The sequence below is a fragment of the Saccharothrix mutabilis subsp. mutabilis genome (genome assembly GCF_039521145.1).
GTDB classification, from domain to species: Bacteria; Actinomycetota; Actinomycetes; order Mycobacteriales; family Pseudonocardiaceae; genus Actinosynnema; species Actinosynnema mutabilis.
Genome location: NZ_BAAABU010000016.1, coordinates 1 through 20,264 on the forward strand (window position 1 = coordinate 1; position 20,264 = coordinate 20,264).

Here is a 20,264-nt window from a genome sequence, read left to right on the forward strand (position 1 = left end):
ACCGGAGCCTCCTGCCCACCCCGGCCGGTCCTGCCCTGTCACGTGCTGGTCGCTCGATGCGGCCACCGTACGCCCGGTCGCAGGCGGCGGCTCGCGGCCGACCTGGGGTGGGGGCTGAGGTGGCGCTCGCGGCGGTGTTCCACACCCTGTCCACGCTGGGCGTGGCGATCGGCTGCCACCGGTGCTTCACGCACGGCGCGTTCAATGCCAAGCGGGCGCTGCGGGCGGCCCTGGCCGCCGCCTGCGGCCTGGCGGCGCAGGGGCCGGTGATCGGGTGGGTGGCCGACCACCGCCGCCACGGGACCTAGGCCTGGTCGGCCTTCGTCCCGGGTTCGAGGAACAGCGGCTCGTGCTCGTCGTCGGTCGGCGGGACCGGCGGAGTCGGCCGCGGGACCTCGGGGTGGCTGAACAAACCGTCCGCGGTCACCGGATGCTCTCCGGCAGGTGGTCCAACACGTGGACCACCCGGACCGCGACGTCCTGCGCGGTCTTGGCGTCCAGGTCGGACAACTCCCGCAACGCGTTGCGCACGAGGTCCACCCGTGCTTCGTACCGGGAAACGTACTGGGCTGACATGGGTTTCCGTCCTTCTCCGCGCCCTCGGGGCTCAACGCGAACGATGTCGGAGCCGTCTCGGGACGCGGGATGCTTCGGGTGGACTCGACCGAGCCGACCCGATGCCGACAACGCTACACCCCCGCGGGCCGGAAGTCGGTGCGCGGGTCGTCGGGGGTGTGAGCCACGGCGGAACGGGTAGCCCGTATCGCCGCGCATGAGCGGCCGGTGCGCCCGGGCGGGCCGGGTCGGGCCGGCTTGAGCCGTTCAGCAGCCAGCGGCCGTGCCGGTCCGGCCAACTGCTCACCCGGGGGTCCTCCGTTCGGGTGGCAGGCCGCCCGCCGGTTTCGGCGGTGGTTCGCAGGGCACCCGCCACGGGGACCTGCCCGCGCTTCGAGGTCGCCCGAGCGTCGCGCGCCGGGCCGACCCGACGGCGGTCACGCCGCCCCACCACCACACGAATGGGCGTTCCCGATGACGTTCAACCCGCTCGAACACCGAGGCATCCCGCTGGACCGGCAGTTGCGCACGTGGCGCGAGCTGGACGTCGACCCGATCGACCCGGACCACGCCGACCCCTACACCCGGTGCCGGATCATCACGATGAACGGCATCGAGGTCGAAGCGCTGATGTTCAGCCACCAGTTCGCCCGCAACTGCCCCGACCTGGACGTCAAGCGGCAACTGGCCGAGGTGCGCTACATCGAGCAGCAACAGCAGAAGGCGGTCAACTGGTTGCTGCCCGGCGTGTCGTCGCCGCTGGAGACCACGATCGCCTACGAGCAGGTCGCGGTGGACCTCACCGCCTGGGTGGCGCGGATGGAACCCGACCCGTACCTCAAGCAGGCCTACGAGTTCGGGGTGCTGGAGGACTTCGACCACCTCTACCGCTACGCCAACCTGTACGAGATGATCCAGCGCCGCAAGGCGGAGAAGATCGTGGACGACCTCACCGAGGTCATCCCCGGGCGGCCGACGAAGTACCACCACCGGCACCCGCACGACAACGTCCGCGAGCCCTACGACCGGGCCGCGGCGGCGCCGATCTCCAAGCTGCACGCGCTGACCATCATGTCGGCCGAGCAGCAGACGATGAACTTCTACATGAACGTCGGCCCGCAGTACATGGAGCCCATCGCGCGGCAGCTCTACCAGGAGATCGGCCTGATCGAGGAAGAGCACGTCACCCACTACGAGTCCCTGGTGGACCCGGGCGAGACGTGGTGGGAGCGGCTGGTCAACCACGAGTACAACGAGTGCTACCTCTACCACTCGTTCATGGAGACCGAGTCCGACCCGAGGATCAAGGCGATCTGGGAGCTGCACCTCAACATGGAGTTGGAGCACCTGCGGTTGGCGTGCGACCTGATGCGCGCCAACGACGACCGCGAACCCGAGGAGGTCGTCGCGCCGGAACTGCCCGCGCCGGTGACCTTCGAGCCGAACAAGCAGTACCTGCGCGAGCTGCTCGACACCCAGATCGACCTCACCACGCTGGGCACCGGGTACGTCCAGGACGCGCACGAGCGGTTCGAGGCCCTGCAGGACGCCATCATGGGCGGCGAGAAGCCGCCCAGCGAGGTGGTCGTGGACCTCAACCGCACCGAGGCCGGCCGCGACTACCGCCACTCGACCGAGGGCGAGCACCCGGTGCCGTCCCTGCGCCGCAGCGGGGTGACGCGGTGATCGACGCTGACGTGGTCGCGCTGCTGGTCGACCAGCACACGCGCATCCGCGACCTGTTCACCGCGGTGGAGACGGGCGAGGGCGACGAGCGCGCCACCGCCTTCGCCCGCCTGGTCCGCCTCCTCGCGCTGCACGAGGCGGCCGAGGAGGTCGTCGTCCACCCGGCCGCCCGCGGCGTGGAAGGCGGCGACGCCGTGGTCGAGGACCGCCTGGGCGAGGAGCAGCGGGCCGGGGAACTGCTCGCGCGCCTGGGCGAGCTGGGCCCGGACCACCCCGAGTTCGCCGACGGGCTGGCCGGCCTGCGGCAGGCGGTCCTGGAACACGCCAACCACGAGGAGAGCTACGAGTTCCGGTACCTGCGCTCCCACTACGACACCACCGAACTGGCCGACATGGCGGCCCTGGTCCGCGCGGCGGAACGCGTCGCGCCGCACGCCACCCCCGGTGAAGTGGACCCGGCGCTGTTCGACCGGGTCGGTGAGGCGGTGCGCGAGTCCTTGCTCCGGCGGCGCTGAGCACGGGGCCGGCGTGCCCGAACGGGTGTGACCCGGGTCTCGTTTTCGGTGATCTTCTTGCGCGCCGCGCGCCCGGGTTGTTAGCACTCGATGGCGGAGAGTGCCAAGCCCGTCAGCTCAGGGAGGAAGGTCTTGAGCGGCTCGCATCCCTTCGTCGCCGGTCACCGCGCCCGCCGGGCGTTGCGCGTGGCCCTGGTCGTCCCGCCCTACTTCGACGTGCCGCCCAAGGCGTACGGCGGCGTCGAGGCGGTGGTCGCCGACCTCGCCGACGCGCTGGTGGCGCGCGGCCACACCGTCACCCTCGTGGGCGCCGGCGAGCCGGGGACCCGTGCCCGGTTCGTGCCCGTGTGGGACCGCACGGTCCCCGAACGCCTCGGCGAGCCCTACCCCGAGGTCATGCACGCCCTCGCCGCGCGCCGGGCGGTCGAGCGGCTGATCGCCTCGGAAGGCGTGGACGTCGTGCACGACCACACCTTCGGCGGTCCCCTCAACGCGCCCCGCTTCGCCGAGTTGGGCGTGCCGACCGTGGTCACCGTGCACGGGCCGGTGGACGCGGACCTGCGGCGCTACTACCGGACCCTGGGCCGGGACGTGCACCTGGTCGCGATCAGCGACCGGCAGCGCGCGCTCGCGCCCGAGCTGAACTGGATCGGCACCGTCCACAACGCGCTGCGCGTCGCGGACTGGCCGTTCCAGGAGTCCAAAGAGGACTACGCCCTGTTCCTCGGCCGCTTCCACCCGGACAAGGCCCCGCACCTGGCGCTGGAGGCCGCGCACGCCGCCGGCCTGCCGGTCGTGCTGGCGGGCAAGTGCGCCGAACCGGTGGAGAAGGAGTACTTCGAGACCGAGGTCAAGCCCCGGCTGACCGCGGCCGACCACGTGTTCGGCGTCGCCGACGCGACCGAGAAGCGCAAGCTGCTGGCCTCCGCGCGGTGCCTGCTCTTCCCGATCCGGTGGGAGGAGCCGTTCGGCATGGTGATGATCGAGGCCATGGCGTGCGGCACGCCGGTCGTGGCGCTGCGCGCGGGCGCGGTGCCGGAGGTCGTGGTGGACGGGGTGACGGGCCTGGTGCGCGACCACCCCGACGAGCTGGCGCAGGCGCTGCACGACGTGCGCGACCTCGACCCGGCGGCGTGCCGGGCGCACGTCGCGCGGCACTTCGGGGCGGAGGCGCTGGGCGCGGGCTACGAGGCGGCCTACCTGCGGGCGCTGGAGCCGTCCAGCTCGCTGGCCTCGCTGCGGCGCGACTTCGCGGCCCTGGACGACGCGCTGGACGACGCCCTGGACCGCCACGCGCTCAACCGCGACGCGCTCGACGGCGACACGCTCAGCCACCACGTGCTGGACCGCGCCGCCTTGGCCGGTGACGCGCTGGACCGCGCCGCCCTCGGTGACGACGGCCCGACCGCGGTGCCGGCGTCCGGTGACGCGGCATGACCGCCGAGCCGTTCAACGCGGGCGAGCCGGCCGTGGTCGGCGGCGCGGTGACCCTGGTGGAGGGCAGCACGTTCTGCCTGTCCGACCACGTCGGCGACATCGACCACGGCACCGCGCACGGCCTGTTCTTCCGCGACGCGCGGGTGCTGTCGCGGTGGCAGTTGCGGCTGGACGGGCACGTGCCGCACCCGCTGTCGGTGCTGCACCACGAGGCGTTCGGCGCGCGGTTCGTGCTGCGCCGCCCGCCCGCCGCCGGGTCGGCCGACAGCACGCTGCTGCTGGTGCGCGAACGCCTGGTCGGCGACGGCCTGCGGGAGACCATCACGCTGGACAACCTCGGCCGCGAGGCCACCGTCGCCCGGCTGGACCTGCACGTGGACGCCGACTTCGCCGACCTGTTCGCGGTGAAGGAGGGCCGCGCCGCGCACCGCGGCGCGGACGTCTCCGCCGCCGGCAGCGACCTGCTCTTCCGCGACCGCGGCGACGGCTCGCGCGGGGTGGCGGTGGCCGCGACCGCGGACCCCGTGGTCGCGCCGGGCGTGCTGAGCTGGCGGATCGTGGTGCCGGCGGGCGGGCGGTGGTCCACCGAGATCGTCGTGCAGCCCAGCGTGGCCAACCGGCCGGTGCAGCCGCGCTTCCGCCGCGGCGAGCGGATGGAGAGCACCGCGCCCGCACGCAAGATCCAGGCGTGGCGGGCGGCCAGCACGGTCGTCGCGGCCGGCGACCCCGTGCTGACCGGGGTGCTGCGGCGCTCGGAGAGCGACCTGGGCGCGTTGCAGATCCAGAACCAGGACGGCCGGCCGTTCGTGGCGGCGGGCGCGCCGTGGTTCATGACCCTGTTCGGGCGCGACAGCCTGCTCACCGCGTGGATGGCGCTGCCGCTGGACGTCGGCCTCGCGCTGGGCACGCTGCAGACGCTGGCCGAGACCCAGGGGCGGCGGGTGGACCCGACCACCGAGGAGGAGCCCGGCCGGGTCCTGCACGAGCTGCGGCTGGGCCCGGACAGCACGAACGTGCTGGGCGGCAGCCACTACTACGGCACGGTCGACGCGACGCCGCTGTTCGTGATGCTGCTGGCCGAGGCGTGGCGGTGGGGCGCGGACGAGGAGGTCGTGCGGTCGCTGCTGCCGGCGGCGGACGCGGCGCTGCTGTGGGTGGACCGCCACGGCGACCGCGACGGCGACGGGTTCGTGGAGTACCGCCGCGCCACCGACCGGGGACTGCTCAACCAGGGCTGGAAGGACAGCTTCGACGGCGTGAACGACGCCGACGGGCGGGTCGCGGTGCCGCCGATCGCGCTGTGCGAGGTGCAGGGGTACGTGTACGCGGCCCGGCTGGCCCGCGCGGAGTTGGCCGAGGCGTTCGGCGACCCCGCCACCGCGACCGCCCAGCGCGAACGGGCCGCGAAGCTGCGGGCCGCGTTCGCCGACGCGTTCTGGCTGCCCGACCGGGGCTGGTACGCCGTGGCGCTGGACGGGCGCAAGGCGGCGGTGGACGCGCTGACCAGCAACGCGGCGCACTGCCTGTGGACCGGCATCGCCACCGACGAGCACGCGGCGGCGCTGGTGGCGCGGCTGGCCCAGCCGGACATGGACACCGGGTACGGGCTGCGCACGCTGTCGTCCTCGATGGGCGCGTACAACCCGATGAGCTACCACAACGGGTCGGTGTGGCCGCACGACACGGCGATCGCCGTGGCGGGCCTGCTGCGGTACGCGCACGTGCCGGGCGCGGTCGTTCTGGCGCACCGGCTGGCCGACGGCCTGCTGGACGCGGCGGCGACCTTCGGCGGCCGGCTGCCGGAGCTGTACTGCGGCTTCTCCCGCGACGACTTCAGCCCGCCCGTGCCCTACCCCACGTCGTGCTCGCCGCAGGCGTGGGCCAGCGCCGCGCCGCTGCTGCTGGTCCGGTCCGTGCTGGGCCTGGACCCCCACGTGCCGCGCCGGCGGCTGGCGCTGTCACCGCACGTCCCGGCCCGGTGGGGCGACCTCGCCCTGACCGACCTGCGGCTGGGGCAGGCCACCGTGCACATCCGGGCGCACGGGGAGCACGCCGAGGTCGACGGCCTGCCGGACGGCTGGACTTCGTGACACGGGGGCCGGTGCGCTCGACACCGAGCGCACCGGCCCCCGCGGCGGCGCCCCGAGAGGAGTGCGGAGCGCCGCCGGGTCCCCGGGTCAGCCGGTCGTGAGCGACGCGTCGTCGATCAGGAACGACGTGGCGAGGTTGGCGTCCTCGGCGCCGGTGAACTTGATCGTGACGCCCTTGCCGGCGTACTGCTTCAGGTCGAAGGTGCGCTGGACGTAGGAGGTGCCCTCGTTGACGTTGGAGTAGGTGGCCAGCGTCGCGAGCACCGTGCCGGCGGAGTCGACCACCTGCACCCGGAGCGTGTCGTAGACGACGTTCTCGGTCTCGGCCGAGTCGATCCGCAGGTGGAACGACAGGGTCGCGGAGGTCGCGGTGGCCGGGATGCTCACCGCCTGCGACAGCGTGTCGGTGTGGGTGCGGCCGTAGCCGTTGAGCCACGCCTTCCACGAGCCGGTGCGGGCGGGGTAGGTCGTGTCGGAGGTGATGACGTCCTGGGTGCTCGCCCAGCCGGTGTTGCCGGACTCGAAGCCGGGGTTGGCCAGGAGCTGGCCGGTGGTGGGCGGGGTGGTGCCGCCGAGCGCGGCGATGGTCTTCTCCGCGTCGACCATGCCCGCGCCGCAGCCCTCGGAGCAGGTGCCGGGGATCGGGCGGGCGTTCTGCTTCAACGCGCTCTCCACCTGGCTCGGCGTGAGCGCCTTCTCGCCGAGCATGAGGGCGACCAGGCCGGCGACGTGCGGGGCGGCCATGCTGGTGCCCTGGTAGTACCGGTAGGTCTCGCTGCCCGGCGTGGTGGTGCCGGTGTTCAGGGTGGACAGGACGCCGTTGCTGCCGTCGCTGGCCGTCCACGTCTCGCCGCCGGGGGCGGCCACGTCGACCAGGGAGCCGTAGTTGGAGCCCGCGCTGCCGTCGGACCGGAAGATCGCGCGGTTGCCCTGGCGGTCCAGCGCCGCGACGGTGACGACGTTCGAGCAGTTGGCCGGCTGGCTGTTGGAGGCGTTCTGGTTCGAGTTGCCCGCCGCGACGACCACGGTCGCGCCGCGCCCGACCGCGCCGTTGATGGCGTTCTGGTAGGTGCTGCTGCACGCCCCGCCGCCGCCCAGGCTCATGTTGATGACCTTGGCGGGGTTGGCGTTGGCGGGCACGCCGCTGACCGTGCCGCCCGACGCCCAGGTGACGGCGTCGGCGATGTCGGACAGCGAACCGCCGCAGCGGCCCAGCACGCGGGCGTGGACCAGCTTCGCCGCGGGCGCCACACCGGCCACGCCCTTGGCGTTGCCGCTGACCGCGCCGATCGTGCCCGCCACGTGGGTGCCGTGCCAGGACGAGTTGGTCCGGGGGCTGCCCTGGTAGCAGTCGTTCTCGGCCGGGCTCCAGTCACCCTCGTCCTGCGGGTTGGCGTCGCGGCCGTTGCCGTCGCGGGAGACGAACGTGTCGCTGATGAAGTCGTACCCGCCGACGGTGTTGGCGTCGAGGTCGGAGTGGGCGGTGCGACCGGTGTCCACCACCGCCACCGTGACGCCGGAGCCGTCGGCGGTGTCCCACGCCTTGGGCAGCCGCAGGCCGGCGGTGGCTTCGAAGTAGTGCCACTGGTTGCCGTAGCTCGGGTCGTTCGGCGTGGCGGTGGGCTGGAAGACGGTGTCCGGCTCGGCGTACGCGACGTCCGCCTGCGCGGCCAGCGACCGCAGGAACCCGCGCGCCTGCTCACCGGACAACTTCTTGCCGGTGCGGACCACGTGGCCGCCGACGGCCAACTCCCGCACCTCCTGGACCGACACGCCGTGCCGCTGCCCGGCGGCGCGCAACGCCCTCGCCCGCACCTCACCCGACCGCCCGGACTGCGACCGGGCCCGGAAAGCGACGATGTACTGGTCGTACTCCTGCCCCGCGACGACGTTGTCGGTCAACGCCCGCCCGGAGGGGTTCTGCGGTTCCGCCTGGCCGGAGCCGTGGGCGGTCAGGGTGGCCAGGCACGCGACCGCCGGGACGAGCAGCAGCGCGCGCATTGTCTTTCTTCTCACGAGAAGCACTCCTTTGTGCAGGGAGGAATCGGCGAGGGCGATCCCGCAAGGCGTTGAGATCGTGCGCTGTGAATCTCGTGGAGGAAAGCGTTGCCGGTTAACAGGGAAGGGGCGTGTATTTATTGGGGTGGGCGGAATTAAATAGGGGTACGCAAACAATGCGCGGCCGGTTGCCTTCGGGGTGCGGGGTGTGTCCGACGCCCCGGTCACCACCCTGGTCACCGGCGGCATCGGCCACACCGCAACGCAACGCCGCGTCGCCCTGACGCGGTTGGGGACCGAGGGGGTTCGATGCGGAAGACGTCGATGGCGGGGCTGGTTGTGGGGGCCGGGCTGGTGCTGGGCCTGGTGGCGCCGGGCGCGGTGGCCGAGGTGCCCGGGCGGGTGACCGTGACGCGGACCGGGTCGGCGAGCCTGGCGGACACGCCCCGGCAGGGCGACGACCACGGCGGTTCGTGGCTGGACGAGACCACCGCGCGGCTCGTGGTCGCCGTGACCACCGCCGAGGACGCCGAATCGGACGCCTTCGCCGGCGTCGCGGCCCTGTTGCGCGGCGGCGACGGGTACTGGAGCGGCGCGGTCCGTTGCTCGGCCGGTTTCACGTGTTCAACGGCAGCAACCGCTACTTCCTCACCGCCGGCCACTGCGGCCCGGTCGGCACACCGACGTCGGCGAACGGGACGGCCATCGGCCTGGTGTCGCACGCCACCTTCCCCGGCGCGGACCGCGCCGCGGTGCGGGTGTCCAACACCGCCGCCTGGCAGCAGGGTCCGTGGGGCATGACCAGCGCCGGCCGTTTCACCCCTGACAAGGTCGTCCCCAACAAGCTGCGCTGCCTGAGCCACGTCGGCAAGGAGAACGTGTCCTGGTTCTCCCTGGTGACCGAGGCCCTGGTGGGCTACACCCTGACCCTGTGGATCGAACCCTGACCTGCCACGCCAACCGCGCTGTCCCCGCTGTGTCAAGCGGGGACAGCGCGGTCACGCCGCACGTCTCGCGGTGGAACGTCGGATCGCCCACTCCGCCACCGCGAGGTTGACCAGCCAGCCGGCGAGCATCAGCAGGGACTCGGCGAACGGGTCGGGGGTGCCGACGGCCAGTTGCCAGCCCCCGACGGTGAAGGCCTGCGTGCCCGCGCCCAAGGCGATCGCGTACGCGCGCGTCATCCACGCGCGGTGGCCGGCGAAGTCCCGGCGGCGGATCGCGGTGAAGCCCAGGACGAGGAAGACGATCCACGCCGTGCCGACGACGAGTCGGATGCCGGTGAGCAGGGGGCTGATCTCCGGCCGGTGTTGGAACAGCGACAGCCACAGGCCCGACACCGCGCCCACGAGTCCGCAGCCGACCAGCAGCCGGCCCGCCACCCGGTGCCAACCGCGCCGCCGCGCGCGAAACCCCGGTGCGAACTGGAAAGCGCCGAGAACGGCGTACCCGATCACGGCGACGATGTGCGCCACCAGGAAACCCGGAGCGCTCGCGTAGTCCCGGCCGCCGGAGGCGATGAGTTGCGGGCCGCCGCCCAGTTCGGCCAGGCGGAGGCTGCCGGCCACCACGGGGACGAGGCCGAGCGCGATCAGTCCGGCCGGGACGCCCCACGTGGTGCGCCGCCGCGGTGTTGTCGTGGTCATGCCCAGATCGTGGCTGGTGCGACGGCCTGGATCATCGGGCGTTGGACCAGGAGTTGAACCGGCCGGAAGACCGGCTGCCGGGTCGTACTTTCGGTTACCGCCGGACCCGGTCGGTCTCGTAGGCCCAGATCGCGATCTCCACGCGGTTGCGCACGCCGAGCTTGTTCATCAGGCTCGCGACGTGGGTCTTCACCGTGCTCAACGTGATGTGGAGCTGGTCGGCGACCTCGCTGTTGGTGCGCCCGGCCGCCACCGCGGCCAGCACCTGCTCCTCCCGCTCGGTGAGCGGTTCCACTGGCTGCACCGGGGCCGCCGGCGGCGCGGCGCCCGCGAACGCGTCGAGCAGCCTCGCCGTGACGCTCGGGGCGATCAGCGCCTCGCCGTTCGCGGCGGCGTGGACCGCCTGGGCCAGCAAGCCCGGCCCGGCGTCCTTGAGCAGGAACCCCTTGGCGCCCGCGCGCAGTGCCGCGTACACGTACTCGTCCAGGTCGAACGTCGTGATCACGACGACCGCCAACGGGTCGGCCACGCCCGGCCCGGCCAGCGCGCGGGTCGCCTCGATGCCGTCGACCAGCGGCATCCGGATGTCGAACAGGCACACGTCGGGCCGCAGCCGCCGGGCCAGCTCGACCGCCTCCCGGCCGTCGGCCGCCGCGCCCACCACCTCGATGCCCGGCTGGGCGTCGAGGATCATCGTCAGGCCGGTGCGGATGATCTCCTGGTCGTCGGCGACGACCACGGTGACGCTCACGCGGTGCCCCCGACGCGCGGCAGCACGGCGGTCACCGTCCAGCCGCGCTCCGGGCCGGGACCCGCCTCGCAGGTGCCGCCGAACAGGCCGGCGCGCTCGGCCATGCCGATCAGCCCGTGCCCGCGGGACAGCGGGCGGCTGGGGCGCTCGCCGTCGTCGGTCACCCACAGGCGCACCGCCCGGTCCTCGACGACGACCCGGACCCCGATGCGGGAGGCGTGCCGGGCGTGCCGCCGGGCGTTGGTGACCGACTCCTGCGCGAGCCGGTAGACCGCGGTCCCCACCGACGGCGACAGGTCGGCGACCTCGCCGACCACCTCCACGTCCACGGTCGGCCCGAACGGCGAGCGGCCCGCGAGCCGGTCCAGGTCGGCCACCCCGGGGTTGGGCGCGAGGTCGGCCGGCTCGGCGTGCCGCAGGAGCCGGACCATGCCGCGCATCTCCGCCAGCGCCCGGGACGCCTCGGCCTCGATCACGCGCAGGGCCTCGACCGCGGCCCGCGGGTTCGCGTCGGCGGTGGCCAGACCGGCCTGGGCGCGGATCGCCATCGCCGAGACGTGGTGGGCGACGGTGTCGTGCAGGTCGCGGGCGAGCCGCTCCCGTTCCAGCAGCTTGGCCTGGTCCAGTTCGCGCAGCCGCGCCTTGACCCGCCACCGCAGCGCGGTGCCGAGGATGGCGACCGTGGACACGACCAGCACGCCGGCGAGCCCGTCGGACCGGCTCGTGTGGCCCAGCGCCACCGAGGCGCCGACGTTGGCCAGCACGACCAGCGACCCGAGCACCGCCTCGCGCCCGGAGCCCCAGCGGAACAGCGAGTACGGCAGCAGCAGGAAGTACGCCATCGTGGACAGCTGGAGTTCGTGGCCGACCAGCGCCGCGGCGACGCCGCCGACGACGAAGGCGATCACGAGCACCAGCAGCGGACGGGTCCGCCGCCACCGCAACGCCGGCAGCACGCCCACGACGACCAGCACCGAGACGACCGGTGACGCCAAATCGTCGCGCAGCACCCCCTCAAGCACGCCGAGCACCGCCAGCACGCCGATGAGCGCCCAGTCCCACCCGGCGCGCGACGGCGGGTTCGGCGGGCGGGGTTCGTCCCAGACGGCGCGGAGGAGCTCGTGCACCGAGTGATGGTATGTGAGCCGCCCCGGCCGCAGATCGGCCTAAAGTACGAGCGCCCGGGGGCGGATCAACTGGTCGAGACCGTCGTGGGCGGTGACGTGACCGTCGTCGTCGGGCTCTGCGACGACGGTGGTGTGGTCGTCGTCACCGGGGTGCTCGCGGGCACTTCGGTCGTGGTCGGGCGAGGGCTCTCCGTCGTGGTCGTGGTGGGCGGGGCGGTGGTCGTCGTGCCGGGGATGGGGACGCCTTCCTCCCGCAGCACGTCGAGGATGCGGGACTTGGCGTCCTCCAGTGACTGCTGGATCTGCGCGGCCGTCATGCCCGGCACCTCGTCGGCCAGCCGGGACAACTGCGCCCACACCTCCTCCAGCCGGGCCTTCGCCTCGGGGCTCAGGTCCTCGGGCAGGCTCACGACCAGTTGTGAGGCCAGCGCGTAGGTCACGCACTCGACGCACGAGTGGTTCACGGCGACGGCGACGTTCTCCGGCACCACCACGTTCGCCTCGCCGACCACCAGGACCACCTGGAAGGCGACGGCGACCGTCGTGCAGCCCCGGCACGACGCCAGCGCGTAGGCCTCGTTCCGGTTGTCCACCACGCCGTCGGTCTCCCACACCAGGGCGAAGGACACCTTGTACCGGACCGCGCCGTCGGTGGTGTTCACGACCAGCGCCTGGTTGTCGCCGGGACCGGGCGGTTCGGGTCGGTCGAACGGGAAGACCCACGTCGGCGCGCCGGGCGAGACCGGTTCCAGGACCATCGCCAGGACCGGCTTGTCCTTGCGGGGCAACGGTGTGCCGGTCGGCCACACGGTGCGGGCCGGCACCGGCTCCGGCACCGGCTCCGGGCGCACGGGGCCGGGAGCCGACGCGAGGACGGGCGCGGCGTCGGCGACCGTGCCGCGCTCGTCGGGCCGGATCGGCCGGTACCGGTCGGGCTGGGGCCACCACGCCCACGCCAGGCCGGCGAGCACGGCGACACCGCACAGCACGACGAGCGCACGCCGTCCGGGCCTGCCCGTGGTGGACTTCCAGGCGCGGACGCAGAGCCGGTGCGCGAGGCGGGTGAGCAGCAGGCCGATGCCGAGCACGGGCAACGCGACCGCGACCACCGACAGCACCTTCACCAGCAGCAGGGCGAGGTCGCCGTCGTCGAACGCGGTCCTCGCCGACCGCCACTGCCCGATGACGCTCTCCCAGGCCGTCCCCACGACCCGGGGGAACGCCAGCACCAGCAGGACCGTGCTCGCCAGCAACAACGGCACGACGACCAGCACCCACGTGGTCACGACCGCGCGTGCCCACGGCTTGAGCACCTGCGGCTTGCCCCAGCGGTGCGGCAACAGGCCCAGCAGCGTGGGCTTGATGTGGTGGAACAGGTCGGGGACGCCGGTCAGGTCGGCGAGCACGTGGTAGCCGTCGTAACGCACCAGGGGCGCGAGTTGGCGCACCATCTGGAGGATCTGCGTGGCGATGACCAGCAGCAGGGCGTCCCAGCCGGTCAGCCACCAGAGGCCGTGGACGGCGACCGCGACCAGCGCGTTGAAGTACAGCCCGCCCAGGTCCGTGCGCAGCCGACCGGCCCGGCCGAGCCGGTAGCTGTCGGTCACGTCGGTGTAGAAGGCGGGCCAGAGCAGGTACAGGCCGAAGCCCATCGCGCCGGGGGTGGCGCCGCCGTAGCGCGCGGCGGCGGCGTGCCCGAACTCGTGGAAGCCCGCCGAGAGCACCGTCACCGCGAACACCAGGAGCAACAGGGCGGGCTCGTGGAAGGCCTGGTGGGTGGCGCCGGCCAGGCCCTTCACGAACAGCACCCAGAACGACACGGCCGCGAACGCCACCAGCACCGCCGCCACCACCAGCGGGTGGAACAGCCGCGCGAACGGCGCGGTGATCCGGCGGGTGCGGGCGGGCTCGGTGATCACGCGGCGCAGGCGCAGCCCGAGCAGCGGTTCGGCCTTGCGGTGCGCGGGCGGGGAGCCGTCGAGCAGCCCGAGCGGTCTGAGCTTGGTGTCCAGGAGGGTGCGCACGTCGTCGGCGGACACCGTGCGGCCGATGGCGGGCCCGACGGCGGCGGCGATGCCGGCGGGGTCGGTGCGCCCGTCGACGGCGGCCAGCACCCGGTAGAGCAGCGGGGTGAGCTGGAGGACCTGGCCGTCGCCGCGGCGCACCAGCGCCGGCGGGTGGCGGTAGCCCGAGTCGCGCAGTGCGCCGATCAGTTCGACGTCGCGCGCGCGGCGCGGCGGGGACGCGGTGTCCCCGCCGGCCGGCGCCGGTGCGGCGTTCATCGTCTCGCTCACTGGTCGATCTCGGACCTCTGCTGGGCGTTCGCCTCGGCGGAGCCGTCGATGGTCTGCTGGATGATCGCCTGCTGCTGCGCCACGGCCGTGGCCTCCGAGCCGACGGAGCCGAGGTTGGCGGCCACGGCGGCGTCGATCGGGGCGGCGACGTTGGCGTTGAGGGCGACCGCGCCGTTGATCGGGGCGGCCAGGTCGAGGTCGGCGGCGAGGTTCACGTCGAGGTTGAGCAGACCGCCGTCCAGCGCGCCGGCCACGTCCGTGGGCGCCGGGGTGTCGGTGACGGCGGGCGGCGGGGTCGGGGTGGTGCCCTGGCCGATGGCGCTGTCCTGGTCGGAGTTGGCCACCGCCTCGCCGGTGATGCCCTGCTGGATCGCGACACCCTGCTCGGAGAGGGCCTGCGCGGTGGACCCGTCGGACAGCACGTTCGCGCCCACGGCGGCGTCGATGGGCGCCGCGACGTTGGCGTTGCCCGCGAGCGCGAGCCCGATCGGCGCCGCGAGGTCGAGCGCGAGGTCCAGGTCGACGTTCAGGTCGAGCAGCGAGTACACCTCTTTGTCCGGCAGGGCGGTGCCGCCCTCGGCGGCCAGCTCGTCGATCGACAGCGGTGGCAGCTGCGCGTCGCTCATCCGTCACTCCACTTCCTCGGTGGTCGCCGACCACCCACACGGCCGGCTGATGGTCCAGACCTTTGCCGGCTTCGGGGGCGGTCAAACGGGCGGAGCGGGGAGGTGGCGCGGATCGGCGGCAAAACCGTCCTGGTGGCGGGAACCCGTTGCGCCGAATGTCGGACGAGAGAGGTGAATCCCTTTCAGGACAGCGTGGAGCCCGGCGCGATTCGCCGGTGTCGCCCTTGCTCAAGCTCGGTGTTATGGGGGTCAGAGCGTTCCACCTGGCCCGTGCCGTTGGTGTCGATCAGGGACAGCACGGCGGTCGCCAGCGGGTGGACGGTTTCGGCGAAGGTGGTGCGGGTGGTGCGGGTGGCCGGTGAGGCCGGCTGCCCACGTCGTCGCGTCGGTGCCGGCCGCGGTGGATGGTGCTGTGGGTGGCGTCCGGGTAGGTCGTCAGGTGCACCGTGCTGCCGGCGGCCGTGATGTCGGCGGCGAAGTCGTGGATGACGGTGGAGGGCACGATCTCGTCGTTGCCGGCGGCAGCCAGGAGGAGCGGGCGGTCCAGGCGGGTGACGGGGACCCGGCAGTCGTCGAGCACCCGGGCCACGTCCCGGTGGTGGGTCAGGTTGGTCCTGCCGGTCTGGTGGTTGGTGAAGTCTTTGGTGGCGTCGAAGATCTCGACCAGGAGCAGCCGGGCCGCCTGGTCGACCAGGGCGGTGCCCCGCGGGGTGCGTCGCTCGTCACCCACGCGGACCAGCGTCGGCGGGAGTCGTTGCACGAGGGTTGCAGCCGCTGACGAGTGCCGCGCCGCGCTTTCCGCGTAGTAATACTCATGTCGCGGCGGTGTTCGCAACGCGATGATCAGCGGCGTGGGGAGACGTCAGCGGGTTCTGGTCGCGTCGTTGGTCGGCGCGTTGGTGGGCGTCGGCGCGCTGGCGAGCACGAGTCTCGTCGCGTTGCTCCCGTGTGACGCTGAGGGCTTGGGCTGCCTGGGGTGGTTCGTGCTCGTGCTCTACACCTATCCGGTCGCGGGGTGGTTGCTGGGCTGGCTGCTGCTGCGCCGGCTCGGCGGTGTGCGACCGTGGCTGACCGCTCCGCTCGGGATGGTGCTGACGACCGCCGGGGTGCTTGTGGGGGCGCGGTCGAATCCGGTCGGGATCGTGGTGGCGGGTGCCGCCGGCTTCCTGGTCGCGGCGTTCGTGGTGGACGCCGTCGACCGGTGGATGGACGGGCCGGACGAGGGGCGGCCGGACCGGTCGCGCGGTGGGATCGCCGGGCGCCGGTGATCGGGTGACCGGTGGCGGCTACGCCTTGGTGAGCAGCTCGGCGGCGGCCGGGAGCATTTCGCTCAGCAGCGTCAGGCTTTGGTCTCGGGTGGCGGCGAAGGTGGTCAGGGTGGACGTCAGGTCGTCGTGGCCGAGCAAGGCCCAGCACGCGTGGGTGGTGCCGTTGTCTTCGCAGTACGTGTAGGCGGCGCTGACGCCCGGCGGGGTGGGCAGGGTGATCGGCGCGGTGACTTTGAGGGTGTGGTCGCCGGTGTCCCTGGTCGAGTAGACGTACTCGCGGCAGGACTGCGCCAGGTCCTGCGTCTTGGTGACGGCGTCCGCGCCGGTGCGGTCCTGGTACCACGTGACCACGTGGACGAACTGGAAACCGCGGTTCTTCCACTCGCGGAAGTGGTTGACGTGGTAGCCGAAGACCTGGTGGCCGGTCGTCTTCGGCTCGGCGCACGGCAGCGGGAGTTGGCGGCGTTGGCCGTTGGAGTCGGCGCCGGCCTCGGGGACGCCGAAGCGGTCCAGGGCGTCGGCGGGCAGGGTGGCGGCGCGGACGCGTTGCGGTGCCAGTTCCGCCGGTGCCGGGGTGGAGGTGGGCGCCGTCGTCGTGGTCGGCGCAGGGGTGGGGGTGACCGCTTGCGGTGGGGCCGTCGTGCAGGCGGCGGCCAGCAAAGCCAAGAGCGGTAGTGCGCGTCTCACTGGAAGTCCCCCGATGGTGATGGTGCCGGCGGGTGAGGATAACTCTCCTTTGTGGCCGTTCCGCCGCCGGCCGCTCGACCGTGAACGGTGCTGCCCACCCGATGGTGCGGTTCGTGGGTCGGCCGGAGGTCGTCCAAGCGTTGCGGTGCCACGATGAGCCGATGTGGAGACGGCTGCTGGTGGTGTTCACCGCCGCTCTGGTCGCGATGGCCGGCACGGGTGTCGTGTCGCCGCTCGCGGTCGGCGAGCGGCGGGTGGACCTCGTGCTCGACGGTGACTCGCTCGGCTGGGACCGGCTGGTGCAGGTCCTGGAGGCCGACCGGCTGACCGTGCGGCTGGACCTCAAGGCGCGGCAGAAGATGGTCGAGGCCCGCACCGGCGCGTTGGACGCGATCGCCGCCGGGCAGCGGGTCTACGGCTGGAACCAGGCGCTGGGACCGTTGAAGGACCAGCCGCTGGCCGAGGCCGACCGGGTCGAGTTCCAGCGCCGGGTGCTGCGGTCGCACGCCGCCGGCGTCGGGCTGGCCCTGTCGGACCGGGTGGCCCGGTTGGCGTTGGTGTTGCGCGCCAACACGATGGCGCGCGGCACGATGGGTGTCCGGCCGGAGTTCGTGGACCGCGTCCTGGCGCTGGTCGGGGCCGGCGTCACGCCGCGCATGCCCGAGATCGGCTCCCTGGGCACCGGCGACCTGCAACCCATGGCCGCCGCCGGGCTCGTGCTCACCGGCGAACCCGCGCCCGCCCGCTTCCAGGGCCGCGAAGCCCCCGCGCCCGAGGTGCTCGCGGCGGCCGGACTGCCGGTGGACTTCCCGTTGGAGCAAGGGGAAGCGCTGCCGTTGATCAGCGGCAGCAGCGTGCTCACCGCGCGCTACGTCGACGCGGTCGTGCGGGCCGAACGCCTGGCGGACACGTTCGACGGCGCGTTCACCCTGTTCCTGGAGGCGACGAGGGCCGAGCAGGGCGCGTTCGACGCCCGCACCCACGACGAGCGGCGCATCCCGGCCGAGGTGCGGGCGGCGGCGACGGTCCGCGCCCTGATCTGCGGCACCGGCTGGATGACCGAGGAGGGCCGCAAGCGCCTGGGGGAGGAGCACCCCCGTGTCCAGGACGCGGTGTCCGTGCGCGCGACACCGCACATCACCGGCGCGTTGCGGCAGCGGCTGGCCGACGCGCGCGGCCACATCGAGCGCGAGGCCAACGCGTCGACGTCGAACCCCCTGGTCTTCCCCAAGGCCGGCGGCGGGCACGAGTTCGTGATGGGCGGCAACTGGGACGCCGCCCTGCTCGGCCACGAGATCGACTCCCTGAACGCGCAGGTCGCCGACCTGGGGGTGCTGTCGCAGGAGCTGTCCGCGCGCCTGTTGGCCGACAAGTGGAGCTACCACCTGCCCGCCAACCTCGCCGGTGGGGAGGTGGGCCTGAACTCCGGCATGGTGCAGGTCCAGACCGTCGCCGTCGCGCTGGTGCCGGAGATGCAGCGGCTGGCCACCCCGGCGGGCACGCTGTCCCGGCCGGCCAAGTTCGGCCAGGAGGACCACAACACCATGGCCATGGCGTCCGTGCGCGCCCTGCACGACAACCTCGACCGGCTGGAAACGGTCCTGGCCGTGCAGGTCCTGATGGCCGCCCAGGGCATCGACCTCATCGCCGAGAAGATGACCGGCCTGCCCCTGGGCACGGGCACCCGGCGCGTCCACGACCTGGTCCGCCGCCACGTGCCCCGCCTGGACGACGACCGCTACCTGACCCCCGACCTGGAGAAGACCACCGACCTCGTCCGCAGCGCCGCCATCAGCCGAGAAGTCCGCGCCGCCACCGCACCCGGCGACAACAAGTGCGCGGCATGACCTCCGATCACGCGGGTGGCCGTGCCGTGCGCGCGCAGGTAGTCGGCGATTACCCCGAGCCTTGCGGAGCTACGGGCGGACGGGTTCTTTCGCGCGGGCGCGGGTCAGGGGTAGGAGGGAGATCGCGAGGAGGATGGGGAACCACAGGGCTGCTCGTTGCCAGAGCAGGTCGTGGGTGTGGGCGACATGCGTCTCGTGGTAGACCATGTGCGGCAAGCTGAACACCAGTGAGGCGATCAGGACCGCGCGCACGAACACCGGCTGCGGCCACTTGACGCACACCGCCGCCACGGGCACGAGCTGCAACGCCGCCAGCCCGAGGTCGCGCACCAGGTGTTCGTTGTACGGCGGGTGCGCGCTGACCCAGGCGTGGTCGGGGGTCGGGAACGCCCAGTAGAAACCCTCGGGCGACACGACGGCCCACAGCGCGGGCCCCGCTTGCCACAGCGCCAGCACGATGATGCCGGTGCGAAGCAGAGTCGCGGTCCTCACAAGCCCGTCCCCAAAGTCCGTGGTGGCGCTCGCGCCGGACCTCTTCCGGCGGACCAGCGCCTGTTGCGAACGGGTAGCCGCCACGCACGCGTGTACACGCACCGCCCGGTGCATCACCTGAAAGGGTTGGCGTGGACTTTCGGGTGACACTGCCCGAGAGGCTTTGAGCCGGCGGGCGCGGTGGGCGCCCGCCGGAGCGGGGTCAATAAATGGCGAATTCCCATAGGGAGTAGCCGTACGCGGTGGCGCGTTGGAAGGCGTAGAGCTTCACGTAACGCGCTGTCGCGGTGAGGTGGATGTCGTCCGTGCCACCGTCGGCCGCGTAGTTCTCGTGGACTGTGGTCCAGGTCAGGTCAGGGTGACCAGGGAACCGTTGCGCCACTCGGTCTTGGCCTGGTCGACCATCGTCTGGCGGTGGTCGACGTCGTCCTGGGCGAACAGGAAGTCGCCGCCCACAGACCGGGGTACTGACCGGTGATCGCGTGCACCTTGGCGGTGTGGCGGGCGGGGTCGGAGTTGGGTTCCTTGTTGTGCATCCCGCTGGTCGTCGCCGTTCCGCTTATTCGGTTGAGCAGCTCGACGACCGGGCGGGGCGGGGGTGCGGCTTGTGCTGCCGGTGCCGTGGCTACCAGCAGCAGAGCCGACAGAGTGGCTTGGGCGGGAACAAGCGGAGCGGTCGGGGTGCGCGATGGTCCACGCGGCTTGTGACCGAGGTCACGGGGACGCGAAGCGGCCCTGCGACGGAAAGCAGGTGTGACCGAGGACGAGTTCCAGCGCTACGCGGCGGCCAGTGCCGCGATGATCCGCCGCTTCGCCTACCGGCTGTGCGGTGACGGGCACCTCGCGGACGACCTCACGCAAACCACGCTGGCGAAGCTCTACGCGGCCTGGCCGCGCCTGGGCCGCGAGGTGAACGTGGACGCCTACGCCCGCAAAGTGGTGCTGCGCACGACGATGGACGAGACCCGGCGGTCCTTCCGCAAGCGCGAGACCGTGGTCGCGGAGCTGCCGCCGGTGAGCGTGTCGCCGGCGGCGGTCGAGGACGTGCTGGACGTGCGGGCCGCGCTGGTGCGGTTGCCGCCCGGTCAGCGCGCGGCGGTGGTGTTGCGCTACTGCGCGGACCTGAGCGTGGCGGAGACGTCCGAGCGGTTGGGGTGCGCCGAGGGCACGGTCAAGAGCCAAGCGGCCAAAGGGCTTGCCGCGTTGCGCGAGATCCTGACCTCCGACCGGGCCGCCGCGTGAGGA

19 protein-coding genes and 1 pseudogene are annotated in these 20,264 nt (G+C 72.9%); 9 read left to right on the forward strand and 11 right to left on the reverse strand.

The window, feature by feature from the left end:
• Positions 1-137: 137 nt before the first annotated feature.
• A pseudogene (locus ABD126_RS27165) lies at positions 138-299 on the forward strand (acyl-CoA desaturase); the annotation flags it as partial.
• A 5-nt stretch (positions 300-304) separates the two neighbouring features.
• On the opposite strand, the gene ABD126_RS27170 reads toward ABD126_RS27165, so the two are convergent.
• Together ABD126_RS27170 and ABD126_RS27175 are read right to left on the reverse strand one after the other, a co-directional pair.
• Complete coding sequence (locus tag ABD126_RS27170; RefSeq protein WP_343936783.1) at positions 305-427, reverse strand: hypothetical protein; 123 nt, start codon at positions 425-427, stop codon at positions 305-307.
• The gene (locus tag ABD126_RS27175; protein WP_343936784.1) at positions 424-576 is read right to left on the reverse strand and encodes a DUF6307 family protein; all 153 of its coding nucleotides are present in this window, start codon (positions 574-576) and stop codon (positions 424-426) included. The genes ABD126_RS27170 and ABD126_RS27175 overlap by 4 nt, the downstream gene beginning before the upstream one ends.
• A gap of 453 nt (positions 577-1,029) precedes the next feature.
• Here ABD126_RS27175 and ABD126_RS27180 point away from each other — a divergent pair, with 453 nt between their 5' ends.
• The 4 genes from ABD126_RS27180 (at position 1,030) to ABD126_RS27195 (ending at position 6,283) form a co-directional block, all read left to right on the forward strand.
• The gene (locus tag ABD126_RS27180) at positions 1,030-2,241 is read left to right on the forward strand and encodes a hypothetical protein (protein ID WP_343936785.1); all 1,212 of its coding nucleotides are present in this window, start codon (positions 1,030-1,032) and stop codon (positions 2,239-2,241) included.
• The gene (locus tag ABD126_RS27185) at positions 2,238-2,756 is read left to right on the forward strand and encodes a hemerythrin domain-containing protein (RefSeq protein WP_343936786.1); all 519 of its coding nucleotides are present in this window, start codon (positions 2,238-2,240) and stop codon (positions 2,754-2,756) included. The genes ABD126_RS27180 and ABD126_RS27185 overlap by 4 nt, the downstream gene beginning before the upstream one ends.
• A gap of 132 nt (positions 2,757-2,888) precedes the next feature.
• Positions 2,889-4,193 (forward strand): glycosyltransferase family 4 protein, encoded by a 1,305-nt coding sequence (locus tag ABD126_RS27190; RefSeq protein WP_343936787.1) that lies wholly within the window; start codon positions 2,889-2,891, stop codon positions 4,191-4,193.
• Positions 4,190-6,283 (forward strand): amylo-alpha-1,6-glucosidase, encoded by a 2,094-nt coding sequence (locus tag ABD126_RS27195; RefSeq protein WP_343936788.1) that lies wholly within the window; start codon positions 4,190-4,192, stop codon positions 6,281-6,283. The genes ABD126_RS27190 and ABD126_RS27195 overlap by 4 nt, the downstream gene beginning before the upstream one ends.
• Positions 6,284-6,370: 87 nt before the next feature.
• Here ABD126_RS27195 and ABD126_RS27200 read toward each other — a convergent pair whose 3' ends face one another.
• Complete coding sequence (locus tag ABD126_RS27200; protein WP_343936789.1) at positions 6,371-8,299, reverse strand: S8 family serine peptidase; 1,929 nt, start codon at positions 8,297-8,299, stop codon at positions 6,371-6,373.
• A gap of 584 nt (positions 8,300-8,883) precedes the next feature.
• Between ABD126_RS27200 and ABD126_RS27205 the strand changes: the two genes are divergently transcribed.
• Entirely contained in the window at positions 8,884-9,228 is a 345-nt protein-coding gene (locus ABD126_RS27205) for a chymotrypsin family serine protease (protein WP_343936790.1), read from the forward strand.
• A gap of 51 nt (positions 9,229-9,279) precedes the next feature.
• Here the strand turns inward: ABD126_RS27205 and ABD126_RS27210 are convergent, their stop codons facing one another.
• The 6 genes from ABD126_RS27210 to ABD126_RS27235 all read right to left on the reverse strand — a co-directional run bounded on the left by ABD126_RS27210 (position 9,280) and on the right by ABD126_RS27235 (position 15,455).
• Positions 9,280-9,927, reverse strand: coding sequence for a DUF2306 domain-containing protein (locus ABD126_RS27210; protein WP_343936791.1), 648 nt, complete (start codon positions 9,925-9,927; stop codon positions 9,280-9,282).
• A 94-nt stretch (positions 9,928-10,021) separates the two neighbouring features.
• Positions 10,022-10,678: a response regulator gene (locus ABD126_RS27215; protein ID WP_343936792.1), complete on the reverse strand. Its 657-nt coding sequence runs from the start codon at positions 10,676-10,678 to the stop codon at positions 10,022-10,024.
• Positions 10,675-11,805, reverse strand: a complete 1,131-nt coding sequence (locus tag ABD126_RS27220) for a sensor histidine kinase (RefSeq protein WP_343936793.1) — start codon at positions 11,803-11,805, stop codon at positions 10,675-10,677. Before ABD126_RS27220 ends, ABD126_RS27215 begins: the two co-directional genes overlap by 4 nt.
• A 65-nt stretch (positions 11,806-11,870) precedes the next feature.
• Positions 11,871-14,087 (reverse strand): zinc metalloprotease, encoded by a 2,217-nt coding sequence (locus ABD126_RS27225; protein WP_343936794.1) that lies wholly within the window; start codon positions 14,085-14,087, stop codon positions 11,871-11,873.
• Positions 14,088-14,095: 8 nt separating this feature from the next.
• Positions 14,096-14,725, reverse strand: a complete 630-nt coding sequence (locus tag ABD126_RS27230; protein ID WP_343936795.1) for a peptidoglycan-binding protein — start codon at positions 14,723-14,725, stop codon at positions 14,096-14,098.
• A 286-nt stretch (positions 14,726-15,011) separates the two neighbouring features.
• Entirely contained in the window at positions 15,012-15,455 is a 444-nt protein-coding gene (locus tag ABD126_RS27235; RefSeq protein WP_343936796.1) for a dienelactone hydrolase family protein, read from the reverse strand.
• A 121-nt stretch (positions 15,456-15,576) separates the two neighbouring features.
• Here ABD126_RS27235 and ABD126_RS27240 point away from each other — a divergent pair, with 121 nt between their 5' ends.
• Complete coding sequence (locus ABD126_RS27240) at positions 15,577-15,993, forward strand: hypothetical protein (protein WP_343936797.1); 417 nt, start codon at positions 15,577-15,579, stop codon at positions 15,991-15,993.
• An 18-nt stretch (positions 15,994-16,011) separates the two neighbouring features.
• Here the strand turns inward: ABD126_RS27240 and ABD126_RS27245 are convergent, their stop codons facing one another.
• The gene (locus ABD126_RS27245) at positions 16,012-16,659 is read right to left on the reverse strand and encodes a hypothetical protein (protein WP_343936798.1); all 648 of its coding nucleotides are present in this window, start codon (positions 16,657-16,659) and stop codon (positions 16,012-16,014) included.
• A 182-nt stretch (positions 16,660-16,841) separates the two neighbouring features.
• On the opposite strand from ABD126_RS27245, the gene ABD126_RS27250 reads away from it, so the two are divergent.
• The gene (locus ABD126_RS27250) at positions 16,842-18,527 is read left to right on the forward strand and encodes an HAL/PAL/TAL family ammonia-lyase (protein WP_343936799.1); all 1,686 of its coding nucleotides are present in this window, start codon (positions 16,842-16,844) and stop codon (positions 18,525-18,527) included.
• A 69-nt stretch (positions 18,528-18,596) separates the two neighbouring features.
• Here the strand turns inward: ABD126_RS27250 and ABD126_RS27255 are convergent, their stop codons facing one another.
• Entirely contained in the window at positions 18,597-19,019 is a 423-nt protein-coding gene (locus tag ABD126_RS27255; protein WP_343936800.1) for a hypothetical protein, read from the reverse strand.
• 753 nt (positions 19,020-19,772) lie between these two features.
• On the opposite strand from ABD126_RS27255, the gene ABD126_RS27260 reads away from it, so the two are divergent.
• Complete coding sequence (locus ABD126_RS27260; protein ID WP_343936802.1) at positions 19,773-20,261, forward strand: SigE family RNA polymerase sigma factor; 489 nt, start codon at positions 19,773-19,775, stop codon at positions 20,259-20,261.
• Positions 20,262-20,264 lie beyond the last annotated feature (3 nt).